The organism is Streptomyces sp. RLA012, assembly GCF_056270325.1.
The window spans coordinates 2,133,972-2,149,918 of the sequence record NZ_JBWDPA010000002.1 but is presented as its reverse complement, the minus strand read 5'-3'; the positions used below and the strand labels follow the sequence as shown (position 1 = coordinate 2,149,918).

The 15,947-nt window shown below is 72.4% G+C and carries 15 protein-coding genes and 1 pseudogene; 9 read left to right on the top strand and 7 right to left on the bottom strand.

Annotated elements, in window-relative coordinates:
* Window positions 1-124: 124 nt before the first annotated feature.
* The gene (locus RV986_RS10020; protein WP_475917061.1) at window positions 125-2,098 is read left to right on the top strand and encodes a DUF5107 domain-containing protein; all 1,974 of its coding nucleotides are present in this window, start codon (window positions 125-127) and stop codon (window positions 2,096-2,098) included.
* 67 nt (window positions 2,099-2,165) lie between these two features.
* Here RV986_RS10020 and RV986_RS10015 read toward each other — a convergent pair whose 3' ends face one another.
* Window positions 2,166-2,519, bottom strand: coding sequence for a VOC family protein (locus tag RV986_RS10015; protein ID WP_475917060.1), 354 nt, complete (start codon window positions 2,517-2,519; stop codon window positions 2,166-2,168).
* Between the two features lie 241 nt (window positions 2,520-2,760).
* Here RV986_RS10015 and RV986_RS10010 point away from each other — a divergent pair, with 241 nt between their 5' ends.
* Complete coding sequence (locus RV986_RS10010) at window positions 2,761-4,617, top strand: transketolase (RefSeq protein WP_475917059.1); 1,857 nt, start codon at window positions 2,761-2,763, stop codon at window positions 4,615-4,617.
* A gap of 133 nt (window positions 4,618-4,750) precedes the next feature.
* Here RV986_RS10010 and RV986_RS10005 read toward each other — a convergent pair whose 3' ends face one another.
* The 3 genes and pseudogenes from RV986_RS10005 to RV986_RS09995 form a co-directional block, all read right to left on the bottom strand.
* Window positions 4,751-4,921, bottom strand: coding sequence for a hydrophobic protein (locus tag RV986_RS10005; RefSeq protein ID WP_475917058.1), 171 nt, complete (start codon window positions 4,919-4,921; stop codon window positions 4,751-4,753).
* 42 nt (window positions 4,922-4,963) lie between these two features.
* Window positions 4,964-5,785, bottom strand: coding sequence for a class I SAM-dependent methyltransferase (locus RV986_RS10000; RefSeq protein WP_475917057.1), 822 nt, complete (start codon window positions 5,783-5,785; stop codon window positions 4,964-4,966).
* A 115-nt stretch (window positions 5,786-5,900) separates the two neighbouring features.
* A pseudogene (locus tag RV986_RS09995) lies at window positions 5,901-6,473 on the bottom strand (phosphatase PAP2 family protein); the annotation flags it as partial.
* A 189-nt stretch (window positions 6,474-6,662) separates the two neighbouring features.
* Here RV986_RS09995 and RV986_RS09990 point away from each other — a divergent pair.
* Entirely contained in the window at window positions 6,663-8,282 is a 1,620-nt protein-coding gene (locus RV986_RS09990) for an ATP-binding cassette domain-containing protein (RefSeq protein ID WP_475917056.1), read from the top strand.
* A 205-nt stretch (window positions 8,283-8,487) separates the two neighbouring features.
* Complete coding sequence (locus RV986_RS09985) at window positions 8,488-8,721, top strand: DUF6158 family protein (RefSeq protein ID WP_475917055.1); 234 nt, start codon at window positions 8,488-8,490, stop codon at window positions 8,719-8,721.
* A gap of 324 nt (window positions 8,722-9,045) precedes the next feature.
* On the opposite strand, the gene RV986_RS09980 is transcribed toward RV986_RS09985, so the two are convergent.
* Window positions 9,046-9,588, bottom strand: coding sequence for a type 1 glutamine amidotransferase domain-containing protein (locus tag RV986_RS09980; RefSeq protein ID WP_475917054.1), 543 nt, complete (start codon window positions 9,586-9,588; stop codon window positions 9,046-9,048).
* A 96-nt stretch (window positions 9,589-9,684) separates the two neighbouring features.
* Window positions 9,685-10,065, bottom strand: a complete 381-nt coding sequence (locus RV986_RS09975; RefSeq protein ID WP_475917053.1) for a DUF2795 domain-containing protein — start codon at window positions 10,063-10,065, stop codon at window positions 9,685-9,687.
* Between the two features lie 309 nt (window positions 10,066-10,374).
* Here RV986_RS09975 and RV986_RS09970 point away from each other — a divergent pair, with 309 nt between their 5' ends.
* From RV986_RS09970 to RV986_RS09950, 5 genes are all read left to right on the top strand, one after another.
* Window positions 10,375-11,184, top strand: a complete 810-nt coding sequence (locus RV986_RS09970) for an RNA polymerase sigma factor SigF (protein ID WP_475917052.1) — start codon at window positions 10,375-10,377, stop codon at window positions 11,182-11,184.
* A gap of 137 nt (window positions 11,185-11,321) precedes the next feature.
* Complete coding sequence (locus RV986_RS09965; protein ID WP_475917051.1) at window positions 11,322-11,474, top strand: ANTAR domain-containing protein; 153 nt, start codon at window positions 11,322-11,324, stop codon at window positions 11,472-11,474.
* Between the two features lie 166 nt (window positions 11,475-11,640).
* Window positions 11,641-12,732: a hypothetical protein gene (locus tag RV986_RS09960; protein WP_475917050.1), complete on the top strand. Its 1,092-nt coding sequence runs from the start codon at window positions 11,641-11,643 to the stop codon at window positions 12,730-12,732.
* A 90-nt stretch (window positions 12,733-12,822) separates the two neighbouring features.
* Window positions 12,823-14,070: an aminotransferase class I/II-fold pyridoxal phosphate-dependent enzyme gene (locus RV986_RS09955; RefSeq protein WP_475917049.1), complete on the top strand. Its 1,248-nt coding sequence runs from the start codon at window positions 12,823-12,825 to the stop codon at window positions 14,068-14,070.
* Window positions 14,067-15,197 (top strand): MBL fold metallo-hydrolase, encoded by a 1,131-nt coding sequence (locus tag RV986_RS09950; protein ID WP_475917048.1) that lies wholly within the window; start codon window positions 14,067-14,069, stop codon window positions 15,195-15,197. The genes RV986_RS09955 and RV986_RS09950 overlap by 4 nt, the downstream gene beginning before the upstream one ends.
* 91 nt (window positions 15,198-15,288) lie before the next feature.
* On the opposite strand, the gene RV986_RS09945 is transcribed toward RV986_RS09950, so the two are convergent.
* Window positions 15,289-15,912, bottom strand: a complete 624-nt coding sequence (locus RV986_RS09945; RefSeq protein ID WP_475924239.1) for a DedA family protein — start codon at window positions 15,910-15,912, stop codon at window positions 15,289-15,291.
* Between the last annotated feature and the right edge of the window lie 35 nt (window positions 15,913-15,947).

Genomic DNA, 15,947 nt, shown 5'->3' with positions numbered 1-15,947 from the left:
CCTCTCGGGGCGGGCCGCGCTTCCGGTCGCGCCGCCCACCGACACCGTCCTGGCCGCCTTTGCGCAATCCTGACTGGATCCTGATGGGCGGAGACCCTGGTCAGGTGGTCGATGTGGCTGTTCCATGGTCGTCGTGACGACGATCCGACGTGACGTACTGACGCTGCCGGTGGCGGAGTTGGGCCCGGACAACCCGCTGCCGCCGCTGCGGCCGCTCGACGAGACGCACCGTATCGACGACCGCGCTCGTGCGGATCTGCCCCGCGACATGGCGCGGCAGATCGGCTACGAACCGCTGCGCGGCATCCTGCCCGAGCGCATCCGGGACGGATACGACAGACGGCGCGAGCCAGGCGGGATCGACACGATCGTGCTGGAGAACGACCGCCTGCGGGCGGTGGTGCTGCCGGGCTACGGCGGCCGCGTGGTCTCGCTGTTCCACAAGCCGTCCCAGCGCGAACTCCTCTACCGCAACCCGGTGATGCAGCCCGCCTGCTTCGCGCTCAACGGAGCCTGGTTCTCCGGCGGCATCGAGTGGAACATCGGCGCGACGGGCCACACCACCCTGTCCTGCGCCCCCGTCCACGCGGCCCGGGTCCCCGCTCCCGACGGCGGCGAGATGCTCCGCCTGTGGGAGTGGGAACGGCTGCGCGACCTGCCCTTCCAGGTCGACCTGTGGCTGCCGGACGGCTCCGACTTCCTCTACGTCGGCGTCCGCGTCCGCAACCCGCACGAGAGGCCCGCGCCCGTGTACTGGTGGTCCAACATCGCCGTCCCCGAGGAACGCCGGGTGCTGGCCCCCGCGGACGAGGCCTGGCACTTCGGGTACGAGCGGCGGCTGCGCCGGGTGCCGGTACCGGAGTGCGAGGGGGTGGACCGTACGTATCCGTCGCGCGGTGTCTTCCCCGCCGACTACTTCTACGAGGTGCCCGACCGGCGGCGCCGCTGGATCGCCGCGCTCGACGAGGCGGGCGACGGGCTCGTGCAGACGTCCACCGACGTGCTGCGCGGCCGCAAGCTGTTCGTCTGGGGTTCCGGTCCGGGCGGACGGCGCTGGCAGGAGTGGCTCACCGAGCCCGGCACCGGCGGCTACTGCGAGATCCAGGCCGGGCTCGCCCGCACCCAGCTGGAGCATGTGCGGCTGGAGGCGGAGAGCGAGGTGTCGTGGCTGGAGGCCTACGGGCCGCTGGCGACGGACGCGGGGGCGGTACGCGGGGCGGACTGGGCGGCGGCGCGGGCGGAGGTGGAAGGCCGGCTGGCGGGCGTCCTGCCGAGGGGCGAGGTCGACGCGGCGTACGCGGCGTGGCTGCCGCAGGCCGATGCCGAGCCCGGTGAGGTACTGGCCGTCGGGTCCGGCTGGGGTGCGCTCGAAGTGCTGCGCGCCTCCTACAAGTTGCCGGGGACGCCGTTCGACGAGTCCACGCTCGGGGAGGCACAGGCGCCGTGGGTGGAGTTGCTGCGGACCGGTGCCTTTCCCGAGGCCCGGCGGGTCGGGCCGCCCGGTGAGACGCTGGTCGCCCCGCACTGGCGGGACATGCTGGAGACGGCGCCCGCCAAGCCGCTCACCGAGTACCACCTCGGTGTGGCCCAGTGGCACGCCGGAGACCTGGCTCAGGCCGTGCGCAGCTGGGAGCGGGCGCTCGGACTCGCCCCGTCGCTGTGGCCGTTGCTGCGTTGTCTGGCTGTCGCGGACCAGGAGGCCGGCAACCGGGAGCGGGCCGCCGACCGGTACGCCGAGGCCTTCGACGATCTGTGTCAGGAGCGGCGTGACGACGGTGCGGCCTGGACCGCGGCCATGGCCGCGCTCGGGCGGGAGGCCGTGGGGGCGCTGCTCGCGGTACGGCGTACCGCGGGTGCGCGGGCGGTGTGGGAGCGGTTGCGGCCCGTCACGCGTTCTCGGGGGCGGTTCCGGTTGATCGAGGTGGAGTTGCTGCTTGCGGAGGGGGATCGGGGCGGGGCGCGGGCCGTCTTCGACGAGGGCTTCGAGGTGGCCGACCTGCGGGAGGGGGCGGAGGTGATCGGTGACCTGTGGTCCCGCCTGACGGACGAGCCACTTCCGCACCGCTACGACTTCCGTATGCGACCGCCGGTGACCTGACCACACCCCGATCGGCCTCGTCCTCAGACGCCGGACGGGCTGAAGAGGGTGGGGCGGTCGTGTCGGGCTAGTGTGCGGTACCGCGGTCGACGTACTCGTACACCACCCCGTCCGGATGCATGGCGATCAGATTGCGCCCCGCCGGCGTACCCACCGGCCCCGCCAGAATCCGTGCCCCCAATGAGCTGAGCACCCGATGGGCCTCCTCGACGTCCTTGACGGCGATGGTCGCGGCGACCTTCCGCAGGACTTCCAGTTCGGCCTCGGGTCCACTCATCAGCAGGAAACATCCCACCGCGGCGACCGACACGCCGCCGCGCTCGAACCGCAGGGCCTGCCCGCCCGCCAGTCTCTCGTAGAAGGGGACCGAAGCCTCCAGGTCGTCGACGCAGATACGCAACGTGGCTCCCAGAATCTCCATGCGACGAGCCTAGTTGGGGCCGCCCGAGGACGAGATCTTTTCGGACGGATCGTTCACGACGGGCGGCGAATCCCCGGGGGGCGCGGGGTTCGTCCGGCGCTCCGGGTTTGGGCGCCCCGGCCCGGGGGACGCGGAAAGCCCGTACGAGGGCACAAGCTCGTACGAGCGATACCGCCGGGTGCCCGGATGGCTACTTTCCGTATCGGCATCCTCATCTGCTCGGCTGTCCGGAAGGATCGGCATGAATACCCCGCAAACCCGTCAACTCGTCGAGATCGCCCAGCAGTTGCGTGTCGACAGCGTGCGCGCGGCCGCTGCCGCAGGCTCCGGGCACCCCACGTCCTCGATGTCCGCCGCCGATCTGATGGCGGTCCTGCTGGCCAAACACCTGCGGTACGACTTCGAGCGCCCGCAGCATCCCGGCAACGACCGTTTCGTCCTCTCCAAGGGCCATGCGTCACCCCTCCTGTACGCCGCGTACAGGGCGGCGGGGGCGATCAGCGAGGCCGAGCTGCTCACCTTCCGCAAGCTCGACAGCCGGCTGGAAGGGCACCCGACGCCCCGGCGGCTGCCGTGGGTCGAGACGGCCACCGGCTCGCTCGGTCAGGGGCTGCCCGTGGGGGTCGGCATCGCGCTGGCCGGGAAGCGGCTGGACCGTACCGGATACCGGGTGTGGGTGCTGTGCGGCGACAGCGAACTCGCCGAGGGATCGGTCTGGGAGGGCGCCGAGCACGCCGGATACGAGCACTTCGACAACCTCGTCGCGATCATCGACGTCAACCGGCTGGGCCAGCGCGGGCCGACCCGGCACGGGCACGACCTGGACGCCTACGCGCGCCGGTTCCAGGCCTTCGGCTGGCACACCGTGGAGGTCGACGGACACGACGTCGACGCCATCGACCGCGCGTACGCCGAGGCCGAATCCGTCGCCGGACAGCCGACCGTGATCATCGCCCGCACCCTCAAGGGCAAGGGTGTCGAGTCCGTCCAGGACCGCGAGGGCCTGCACGGCAAACCGCTGCCGGACGCCGAGGAGGCCATCGCCGAGCTCGGCGGGGTGCGCAACCTGCACGTGGAGGTCCGACAACCGCCCCTGGCCAGGGTGTCGCACGCCCTCCGCTCCGGCCACCTCGAACTGCCCCGGTACGACACCGGGGACAAGGCCGCCACCCGCGACGCCTACGGGCAGGCGCTCGCCGCGCTCGGCACCGCCCGCGGTGACATCGTCGCCCTGGACGGCGAGGTGAGCGACTCGACCCGCGTCGAGTTCTTCGCCAAGGAACACCCCGACCGCTTCTTCGAGTGCTACATCGCCGAGCAGCAACTGGTCGCGACCGCGGTCGGCATGGCCGCGCGCGACTGGGTGCCGTACGCCTCCACGTTCGCGGCGTTCCTCACGCGGGCCCACGACTTCGTGCGGATGGCCGCGATCAGCGGCTCCGGCATCAACCTCGTCGGCTCGCACGCGGGCGTCTCGATCGGCCAGGACGGTCCCTCGCAGATGGCCCTGGAGGATCTCGCGATGTTCAGGGCGCTGTACGGCACGACCGTGCTGTACCCGTGCGACGCCAACCAGACGGCCAAACTCGTCGCCGCGATGGCGGACCGCGAGGGCATCCGCTATCTGCGTACCTCGCGCGGGGCCACCCCGGTGATCTACAGCCCCACCGAGGAGTTCCCGGTCGGCGGCAGCAAGGTGCTGCGCGCGAGTGACGAGGACCGGCTGACGCTCGTCGCCGCGGGCGTCACCGTGCACGAGGCGCTGGCCGCGGCCGAGTCGCTCGACCGTGAGGGCATCCGGGTCCGGGTCATCGACCTCTACTCGGTCAAGCCCGTCGACCACCGCACCCTGCGCGAGGCCGCCGAACAGACCGGCTGCCTCCTGACCGTCGAGGACCACCGCGCGGAGGGCGGCATCGGCGACGCGGTTCTCGACGCCTTCACCGACGGCCGCCCCGTGCCGCGTCTGGTCCGCCTGGCCGTCCGTACGATGCCGGGCTCGGCGACCCCCGCCGAGCAGTTGCACGCCGCGGGCATCGACGCCGAGTCGATCGCGGCGGCGGCACGACTTCTGGTGGAGACGGCGACCGTACGCTGATTCATTCTCGGAAGCTGATTCATTCTCAGAAATGGAATCGGCGCATGCTCGGACATGATTCGGCGCACGCCTATTGCGCGGAGTTCTCCCTCCGCGCAATGGGCGTGCAGTGAAAGTGATTACGGGAATGGCTTTACCAGCGGTACCAGCGGCCCCTGGTTCCCGCGCCGCTCGTTCCGCGTACCAGGAATCCCAGGAGCCACAGGACAATAACGACCAGCGCCACCCACCAGAGCAGCTTCACCGCGAATCCCGCACCGAAGAGAATCAGCGCCAGAAGCAGTACCAGCAGAATCGGAACCATGATGTGTACCTCCTGCTGTCCGGGTGTCCCGAAGCGGGCGGATCAGGCTTCCTTTCGGCAGAGAATTTCTCCGTGCAGGACGGAGAACCAGCCGTCCTCCCGCCGTCCCCACTCCCGCCACGCCGCCGACACGGCTTCCAGCTGGGCCGTGGTCGCGTGGCCGCCCTCCGTGGCGCGGTCCGCGTACGCCGAGGCCAGCGTGCGGTCGGCCCACAGGCCGCCCCACCACTCCCGTTCGCCCTCGGTGGAGAAGGTCCATGTGCTCGACGTCGCCGTGATGTCCTTGATGCCGGCCGCCAGTGCCCACGCCTTGAGACGGCGGCCGGCGGCGGGCTCACCGCCGTTGGCGCGGGCGACACGCACATACAGGTCCTGCCATTCGGCCATGCCCGGCACCTCGGGATACCAGGTCATCGCCGAGTAGTCCCCGTCGCGGGCGGCGATGAAGCCGCCCGGCCTGGTGACCCGGTACATCTCGCGCAGCGCCTGCACCGGGTCGCCCACGTGCTGCAGCACCTGATGGGCGTGGACGACGCAGAAGGTGTTGTCCGGGAACTCCAGCGCGTGTACGTCCGCGACCCCGAACTCGACATTGCCCAGGCCGCGTTCGACGGCCACGGCCCGGGCCTGGTCCAGGATCTCGGGCGCGTGGTCGACGGCGGTGACGTGCCCGTCGGGGACCAGTTCCGCGAGGTCGGCGGTGATGGTGCCGGGGCCGCAGCCGATGTCCAGGATCTTCATGTGGGGCTTCAGCGAGTCGAGCAGGTAGGCCGCCGAGTTGGCGGCGGTGCGCCAGGTGTGCGAGCGCAGTACGGACTCGTGGTGGCCGTGCGTGTAGACGGCGGTCTCCTGCGACTTCGACATGGCCGTTCCCCTGTTCGCTCATTCGTCTTCTCGTCGGGTGTCACCGTACGCTCGCATGTCGCATGATGAGACCCTCGTCTTGAATTGTGGACAGTCCCGGGTCGGCGTTCCGGGACAGCAGACCGCGTACGGCGTACGCGGCCGCCGTGCCCAGCGCCGCGCCCGCCAGGACGTCGCTCGGGAAGTGGGCGCCGGTGTAGACGCGGGACAGGGCCACCGCGGCGGCGAGCGGCACCACCGCGGTGCCCCAGCCGCGCGACTCCAGCGCCACGGCCGTGGCGAACGCGGCGGCCGAGGCGGAGTGGCCCGAAGGGAACGAGGTGGTGATGGGGTGGCGCTTCAGCCGGCGGGCCAGGGGAACCGGATCGAGGGCAGGGCGGGGGCGGCGCACCGTGCGCTTGCCCACGGTGTTGATCGTGGCGGAGGCGAGGGTGAGTGAGGCCAGGCCCCTTGCCGCGGCTCGGCGTGCGCCGGGGGTGCGGCTCGCCGTGAGGGTGGCCGCCGTGGCGAACCACAGCAGGCCGTGGTTCGCGCTGCGGCTCAGTTTCGGCAGGAAGCGGTCGCCGCCCGGCCAGTGCCGGGCGGCGACCGCTTCGAAGAGGCGGGCGTCCACGGCCAGGAGACGGTTGCGGAGTGCGTGGTGGCCGGGGGGCCGGGCGGTCAGGTCGACGTCTGGGGTGGCGGTCATGCGGTGCGCGTACCCGGCCGACGGGCATTCCACCTGGGGGGGGTGTGTCGGGTGCGCGTGGGTGGGGGCTGGGCGCGCAGTTCCCCGCGCCCCTCAAGGGCGCCGGCGCGCATCTTTCGGCCCGTCCGGCGATCGAGGACGAGGATATGGGTTTGCTCGTGCGCCCGGAGCCCCGGAGAATGCCTCCCCATGGGACATCTCGAAGCCGCACATCTTGAGTACTACCTCCCCGACGGGAGGGCGCTGCTCGGCGATGTGTCGTTTCGGGTGGGGGAAGGGGCCGTCGTCGCGCTCGTGGGACCCAACGGCGCGGGCAAGACCACCTTGCTGCGGCTGATCTCGGGGGAGCTGAAGCCGCACGGGGGGACCGTCACCGTGGGGGGCGGCCTGGGCGTGATGCGCCAGTTCGTGGGATCCGTGCGGGACGACACGACCGTACGGGAGCTGCTCGTCTCCGTGGCGTCGCCCCGCATACGGGAGGCCGCCAGGGCGGTGGACGCCGCCGAGCACGCGATGATGACCGTCGACGACGAAGCCGCCCAGCTCGGCTACGCGCAGGCGCTCTCCGACTGGGCCGAGGTCCGCGGATACGAGTCCGAGACGCTCTGGGACATGTGCACCACGGCCGCGCTCGGCGTCCCGTACGAGAAGGCGCAGTGGCGGCTGGTGCGGACCCTCTCCGGCGGCGAACAGAAGCGGCTCGTGCTGGAGGCGCTGCTGCGCGGCACCGACGAGGTGCTGCTCCTCGACGAGCCGGACAACTATCTCGACGTACCGGGGAAGCGCTGGTTGGAGGAGCGGCTCAAGGAGACCCGCAAGACCGTTCTCTTCGTGTCGCACGACCGGGAGCTGCTGTCCCGCGCCGCGGAGAAGATCGTCAGCGTCGAACCCAGCCCCACCGGCGCCGACGCCTGGGTGCACGGCGCCGGCTTCGCGACATACCACGAGGCGCGGCGGGAGCGGTTCGCCCGGTTCGAGGAGCTGCGCCGGCGCTGGGACGAGAAGCACGCGCAGTTGAAGAAGCTCGTGCTGAACCTGCGGCAGGCGGCTTCCATCAGCCATGAGTTGGCGTCCCGCTACCAGGCGGCGCAGACCCGGCTGCGGAAGTTCGAGGAGGCCGGCCCGCCTCCGGAGCCGCCGCGCGAGCAGGACATCAAGATGCGCCTGCACGGCGGGCGCACGGGCGTACGGGCCATCACCTGCAAGGGACTTGAGCTCACCGGGCTGATGAACCCCTTCGACCTGGAGGTCTTCTACGGCGAGCGGGTCGCCGTGCTCGGCTCCAACGGCTCCGGCAAGTCGCACTTCCTGCGCCTGCTCGCCGGCGACACCGTCGCGCACACGGGCGAGTGGAAGCTCGGCGCGCGCGTCGTGCCCGGACACTTCGCCCAGACGCACGCCCATCCGGAGCTGCAGGGCCGCGCGCTCCTCGACATCCTGTGGACCGAGCACTCCCAGGACCGTGGCGCCGCCATGTCCCGACTGCGCCGCTATGAGCTGACGGCCCAGGCCGAGCAGCGCTTCGAGAAGCTCTCCGGCGGCCAGCAGGCACGCTTCCAGATCCTGCTGCTGGAGCTGGAGGGATCCACGGCCCTGCTGCTGGACGAGCCGACCGACAACCTCGACCTGGAGTCGGCGGAGGCCCTTCAGGAGGGTCTGGAGGCGTACGAGGGGACGGTCCTCGCGGTCACCCACGACCGCTGGTTCGCCCGCTCCTTCGACCGCTATCTGGTCTTCGGCTCCGACGGCCGGATCCGCGAGACGGCGGAGCCGGTCTGGGACGAGCGGCGCGTGGAGCGGGCCCGCTAGGGCCTGTCCGGTGGACGAGGGGCGACCGGGAGTCCGGTCTTTCCGGGGCTTCCCGGAGGACCGGGAGCCCGGATGTTCGTAAAGTGGAGGGAGGACGGCGAGATCCATGGCCCCCTCCCCGCCGCCGCCCGGGCGTCGCACAGGGCAGCGCCCGCCCGGCGGGCACCCGGACCGCGCCGCAGGCCACGACGAGCGGGGTACCACCATGACCGGAGTCGACCCGGACCGGCTGGACGACCAGCAGCTGATGAAAGAGCTGGAGACGATCCACCGCACCCGCCACGACACGCTGCTCCACGGTTCGAACGACGCCCTGCGGACCCACAACATGCGCATGGCGCAGCTGGAGGGCGAGTACCTGCGCCGTCATCCACGCCGTCGGGTCGCGGCGGGCCGGACACGTGAGGGAGCCCGGGAGCGGGGCCTCGCGGCGGAATGACGGATCAACGGATCCGGAGGGATGAACCGGGCGCCGCCGCTCACGTCGAGGCGCCCCTGGCCGTGAAGATCGACCGGGCCACCTGGGACGGGCAGTTGGTACGGCTGCGGGCCGTTCGGTGCGTACGCCGGTGAGGTGGGTGAGGTGACGTGCGGGCCCGACGTCGACACCTCGGCCGGTCGACACCTCGGCCGGACCCGGACCCGGACGCGGTCGGCGGGACCAACTCGCCGGACCCGCGCACACGTTGCGGCCCGCCCCCGTCGGGCGTGCCCTCGCCACTGCGGGAGGCCGCGCCCGAGGAGGGGGCGAGCCGCCGGCGCGTCAGGCGCTCTGCCGGGCGAACGCCTCCAGCAGCGCCGTGTCGAACGCCTTGAGATCGGCCGGCTTGCGGCTGGTGACCAGCGTGCTGCGCCCCTGCTCGCAGACGTGCACCCGCTCGTCGACCCAGGTGCCGCCCGCGTTGCGGATGTCGGTGCGCAGACTCGGCCAGGACGTGAGGACGCGGTCCCGGACCACGCCCGCCTCGACGAGCATCCACGGGGCGTGACAGATCGCGGCGACCGGTCGGCCGCGCTCGAAGAAGTCGCGGACGAACGACACGGCGCGCCCGTCGAGGCGCAGTACGTCCGGGTTGGCGACGCCGCCCGGCAGGACGAGCCCGTCGAAGGAGTCGGCCGACACATCGGCGACGACCTCGTCGACGGGGAACGTGTCCGCCCTGTCGAGATGGTCGAAGGCCTGGACCCGGCCGGGCTTCGTGGACACGAGGACGGGCTCGCCACCCGCGTCCCTCACCGCCTGCCAGGGATCGGTGAGTTCGATCTGCTCGACGCCCTCGGGCGCCGTCAGGAACGCGATGCGCATGATTCCTTCCTCTCCTCTCCTCCGGGGGCCTGTCCATGCCCGCTCACGGCCCCCGTCGACCCGTACGACCTCCCGTGTCCGTCGACACGTACGACCTCACGGCGTGCCGCGTACGACCGACTCGGCCAGCTCGTGCACCGTGGTGTAGCGCGCCTTGTGCGGCAGCCGCTCCACGGAGGCGATCAGGGGGTCGGGCACGTGTTTGTCGCGCAGGACGCCGGCCAGCTCGCGGGGACCCGCGGGGAACGCGGTACGGCTCAGGAACCGAGCCAGTTCCAGGCGCACCGTCTCCACGGACGAGGGCGCGCGGTTCGGTGACACGGGTCCGCGCACGAGCTCCGGGTCGTCGTCGGCCGTCGGCTCGGGGTCGTGCCACTCCTCGGTCCGCGTGGGGTGCCCGGACCTGAGCAGACCCCGCAGCTCGTGTTTCATCTCTTCGTCCCGGTGGACGCTCAGCCGAGCGCTGCCTCGCTGCATGACTCTCTCCAGATGTTCGGGGCAGTGATCGCGTACCCGTGCACCCGGAGTCGACACGTCGCCGTGCAGGCCGGTCGGCCGGTAGGCCGGTAGGCCGGTAGGCCGGTAGGCCGGACGGACGGACCGGGGGAGGGGCCCGCGGGCGTTTGTCCCGCATGCGGCGGGGCAGACGCAGTTCCAGTGCTTCGGACAGGAGGCACGTCCGTGGGAGCGGGAATTCCTCGCCACGGGTGTGCCCGTTCGGCGCACCCGTGCGCTCCCACGGTGACCGTCCAACCCAAGGCACCTTCAAGGGAGTTGCGACGCACCATGCGAAACCAAGTGAGCGCGAAGCGCCACCCGCACAACGATGCTCCCGACACCACGGAGGCGTTCCGCAGGCTCGCCTCGCTCCCTCCCGGCCGGCCGCGCGCCATGCTCCGCGAGGAGATCGTCGAGGCCTGGCTCCCGATGGCGGACCGGCTCGCGGGCCGGTTCCGCAACCGCGGCGAGAACCTGGAGGATCTGCGCCAGGTCGCGGCGCTCGGCCTGGTCAAGGCCGTCGACCGGTACGACCCCGAGCTCGGCCACGCCTTCGAGAGCTATGCCGTGCCGACCGTGACCGGGGAGATCAAACGGCACTTCCGTGACCACATGTGGACCCTGCACGTGCCGCGCCGCGTCCAGGACCTGCGCAACCGGGTGCGGACCGCCGGCCAGGAACTGTCGCAGACCGTGTCGGGCCGCAGGCCCACCGTCGCCGAGATCGCCGAGCACGCCCGGATGAGCGAGGAGGACGTCAAGGCCGGCCTGGAGGCCCTGGAGAGCTTCACCGCGCTCTCCCTCGACGCCGAGGTCCCGGGCAGCGACGACGGCTACTCGCTCAGTGACACCCTCGGCTCGGCCGACCCGGCCCTCGACATCGTCATCGACCGCGAGGCCGTCAAGCCACGGTTGCGGGCGCTGCCCGAGCGGGAGCGCACCATCCTCTACATGCGGTTCTTCGGTGACATGACGCAGAGCCGTATCGCCGACGAGCTCGGCATCTCCCAGATGCATGTCTCGCGGCTCATCAGCCGGTGCTGCCATCGGCTGCGCGACCAGGTACTGCGCGATCAGGTACTGCGGGACGCGGCGTAGGCGCGGGCCGCCCGGGAGGGGTACCGAGGGTGCCCCGTCACGGCGCGCTCATCGCCAGGGCCGGGCCGCGCTCGCCGAGCTCGACCAGCTCGGCGCCGCGCCCCCGGCCCGTCGTCGACCAGGCCTGCGGGATCGTCATGCCCGTACTGGGCTGCGACGCGGACGCGGCCTTCGACGTTCTGCGCCGCATCTCGCAGGGGACCCGGCGCAAGCTGTCCGACGTCGCCTCCACCGTGGTGGACAAGCGCGGACGCGGCCTGGAGGGGGAGCTGGTCTCCCTGTCGAACTGAGTCGAACCGGCCGGCCGGGACGCTCACGGTGTCACCCGCCCGGGCGCCCGTGTCGCGCGAATGGTGTCCGGCCGCGCGCGCCCGGCGGCCGGGCGGGCTGTGATGGGATCGGGGGCGCGACGGCCGTGCCCCCTTCAGACAGTGCCTTGTCGAAGGAGCCCGCCCCATGCGCCGTACCGTCCGTGCCCTGTCCGCCACCGCCCTGGCCTGTGCCGCCCTGGGGGCGGTCGCCTCGGCCGCGTCCGCGGATCCGGGCGCGGAAGTCGAGCCGCGCTCCGTCGAACCCGGTGGTCTCGTCACCGTCTCCGTCACCTGTGACGCGACCGGCGGATCCCCGCCCGAGTCCCTCGACGCCCGCTCACAGGGCTTCGAGGGGGGCAAGGTCCAGCTGCGCCGCGTCACCGGCACCGGGGAGAAGACGGGGCGCGCCCCCTCCTACCGCGGTACGGCCCGGATCCCGTCCGGCGGGACCTTCGGCTCCGGAGGCGGAGCGACCGGCGCAAGCGGTGGGCAGCCCGTCGGCGGCTCCGAAGCCGGGGGCCGCGCATCCGAGTGGGGCGTCGACGGTGTGTGTCCCGTCGCCCAGGGGGGCCGGGAGCGAGCGTGGAACGCCTCGTACACCGTGTCCCGCGACACCGACACCGGCCCTAGCACTAGCACCGGCACCGGCGCCGGTCGTGACACGGGCAGCGGTATTCCTGGCACTGGGGCAGGCACCGGCACTGGGGCTGGCACCGGAGCCGGAGCCGGAGCTGGGGCTGGCACTGGAGCTGGAGCTGGGACTGGGGCTGGTCGTGACACGGGCGCCGGTTCTGACACGGGGACCGGTTATGACGGCGGTGCCGGTCGTGACACCGGTACCGGTGCTGACACGGGTACTGGTCGTGACACCGGCAGCGGTCGTGACACGGGGACCGGTTATGACGCCGGCACCGGTTATGACGCCGGCACCGGTTCCGACACAGGGACCGGTCATGACACCGGCAGTAGCCATGACCCGAGTACCGGCCGTGACAAGGACAGCGGTCACGACACCGGTACCGGTCATGACACGGGAACCGGCCGTGACACCGACGCCGGTGCCGACCATGACACCGATGAGCCCCCCGTCGGTGTCCAGCACGGCGTGCACGGTGGTGAGGGCGGTGCCTTCACCCAGTCCGTCCCGGCGCTGATCGCCGGAGGCGTCCTGATCGCGGGCGCGCTGGGCGCGGCCGCCCACCGGCTGCGTCACCGGGGCTCCTTCACCCACCGCTGACGTGGTGACGGGCGCGACCGGACCGGCCATGGCGGGGCGGGAGCGTGGGTAACGACAGGGCACGGCACCACGGACTGCGCGGAGGCACGGATGCGGCGGATGCTTCCGGAAGGGCACGGCCCGGTCCGCTACGGCCCGCCGCTTCCCGACCAGGGCCTGCCGGTGCTGCCGGAACTGCGCGCCGTGCTCGCCGACGCGGCGGGCCACGCCCACGCCGAGCCCTCCGGCGGTGGCCCCGCGCTCCTCGACGCCGCCTGCGGCTACTGGACCCGGCGGGGCCTGGCCGCCGACCGCGACCGGGTCGTCGCCGCCCCCGGCGCCCCGGCGCTGCTCCTCGCGCTGACCGGCGCGCTCGGCGGTGACGTCCTGGTGCCGCGCCCGTGCGCCGCCTGGTGGGCGCCGCAGGTCCGCCTGCTGGGCCGGTCCGTGTTCCATGTGGCGACGCCCGCGGAGTGCGGCGGCCTGCCGGATCCTTACGCCCTCCTGGAGACCGTCCGCCGGGTCCGTGCCGAGGGCGGCGAGCCGCGTCTGCTCGTGCTCTCCGTCGCCGACGACCCCACCGCGACCGTCGCACCGCCCGAGGTGGTGCACGAGACCGTGGAGGCCGCGGTGGGCGAGGGACTGCACGTGGTCAGCGACGAGACCTGGCGCGACACCCTGCACCGGCCGCACGACACCGTGCTGTTCAGCCCCGCCGAGATGCTCCCCGGCGAGGTCACCGTCGTCACGGACCTCGCCGGGGCCTTCCTGCCGCAGGGCTGGCCGGCCGCCGTCGCCCGCTTCCCGGACACCGACGAGGGACTCCTGCTGCGCGCCCGCGTCCTCGACGTGCTCACCGTGCTCGGCGCCCGGGTCGCCGAACCGGTCGCCGCGGCGGCCGCGTACGCGCTGGGCGAGCCGGACGCGGTCACCGAGCGCCTGACGGCCGCCGTACGCCTGCACGCGCGCGTGGCGCTCGCCGCGCACCGCGCGGTGGTCGGCTCCGGGGCCCTCGCGCGGCCGCCGCAGGCCGGGCGGCATCTGTACGCGGATCTGGGCCCGTTGCGGTCCGCGCTGACCGCGCTCGGGGTCGGCGACGCACAGGAACTGGAGGACTTCCTCACCACCCGGCTCGGTATGCCCGCGCCGGGCGGCCACCGCTTCGGGGACGACCTCGGGGCGCTGCGGGTGCGGTTGGGCACGGGCCCGCTGCTCGGCACCACCGACCGGGAGCGGGCGGAATGCCTCGTGTCACCCTCGCCGTTGGAACTGCCACAGGTGCAACGCGCGTTGACCCTGTTGGGGTCGGCCTTCGACGATCTCCGTGACGACGCTCAGCGATGGGAGCCTCCTCGATGACGCAGCAGTCCCAGTCGACCACGAGCACGAGTACGGCCACCAGCACCAGCACGTCCACGAGCACCGGCGCCAGTTCGTCCACGAGCACACAGGAAGCCGATGAGCCGGCGTCCTCCACGGCCCCGGTGGTGGGGCGTTCCTCGGCCGCCGTTCCCCTTCGCCCTCTCGCCGAGCCCCGTCCGCTCGGCGAGAGGCGTGCGTGGCCCCGGTCGTTCGCCGACCGGCTGACCGCACCGCTGCCGGGACTGCGGGCCTTCGCACGGTTCGCGCGCGAGGGAGCGCTGCGGCCGGGACCCGAGGGGCTCACCGACATCCCGCTGCTGCCCTTCGAGCCTGGGCCACTGCCGAAGGGGGACATACGTACCGTCGCCGTCTCCTGGGCGGGGCACGCGAGTTGGGTGATCCGGGCGGGCGGGCTCACCGTCCTCACCGATCCGGTCTGGTCCCGCAGGATCCTCGGCACCCCCGCCCGGATCACACCGGTCGGCGTGGCCTGGAGCGCGCTGCCGCGCGTCGACGCGGTCGTCATCAGCCACAACCATTACGACCACCTGGACGCGCCGACCCTGCGCCGGCTCCCGCGCGCCACACCGGTGTTCGTGCCGGCCGGGCTCGGGCGCTGGTTCCGGCGCCGCCGGTTCACCCGTGTCACCGAGCTGGACTGGTGGGAGGCGGTCGAACTCGACGGTGTGCGCTTCGACTTCGTCCCCGCGCACCACTGGTCCAAGCGCGGCCTCACCGACACCTGTCGCACGTTGTGGGGCGGCTGGATGCTGACGGCACCCGAAGGACAGCGGGTGTACTTCGCGGGGGACACGGGGTACGGGCACTGGTTCGCGGCCATCGGGCAGCGGTACCCGGGGATAGACCTGGCCCTGCTTCCCATCGGCGCGTACGGCCCCCGGTGGTGGCTGAGCGACGTCCACTGTGACCCGGAGGAGGCCGTTCGGGCCGCCGTTGACCTGGGGGCCCGCCGGATGGCGCCGATGCACTGGGGGACGTTCGTGCTGTCCGCGGAGCCGGTGCTGGAGCCCTTGACCCGGGTGAAGGTGGCTTGGGAGCGGGCGGGGTTGGAGAGAGGGGACCTGTGGGATCTGGCGGTGGGGGGTTCTCGGGTTCTGGGGTGAGGACGGGACGGTGGTGGGTGGTCGGGTGCGGGTCGGTCGTGGTTGCTCGCGCCCACACGGCGGACCCGCACAATGTCACAGCCCCGCGCCCCTAGCGGGGCGCGGTTCCGCGCACCCTCCGCCACACCCCCGGCGCCACACTGATCGCCAGCGTCAGCACGACCGCCGCCACCACTCCCTCCCACGGCTCGTCGAAGAGGGAGCCGCCGAGGATGCCGATGACCTGGTAGGTGGCCGCCCAGGCCAGGCAGGCGGGGATGTCGCCGCGGGCGAAGGTGCGCAGGGGCATCTTCGCCAGCAGACAGGCGAGCATCACCGGGATGCGGCCCGCCGGGACGAGGCGGGACAGGACGAGGACGGCGACGCCGTGGTCGTCCAACTTCTCCTGGGCCTGGGCGAGACGGTCCTCCGGGGCACGGACACGGATCGCCTCCAGCCAGCGCGAGCCGTTCTTGGAGCCCATGCCCCGCCGGCCCAGCCAGTAGAGCGCCACATCGCCCAGGAACGCCGCCAGCGAGCCCACCACGAAGACCACCAGCAGCGCGAACGGCGTCGTCTGGTGAAAGGCCACCACGGCCGCCGAACTGACCAGCGCACCCGTCGGCACCACCGGCACCAGCGCGCCGATCAGCACCAGCACGAACAGCGACGGATAGCCGATCGCCTGCTGGGTGGTCTCCGGCGTCACGGCCGCACCGGTGGCGGACAGGAACACCGCCGGGGCACTGCTCCTGGCGGACAGGACTATCA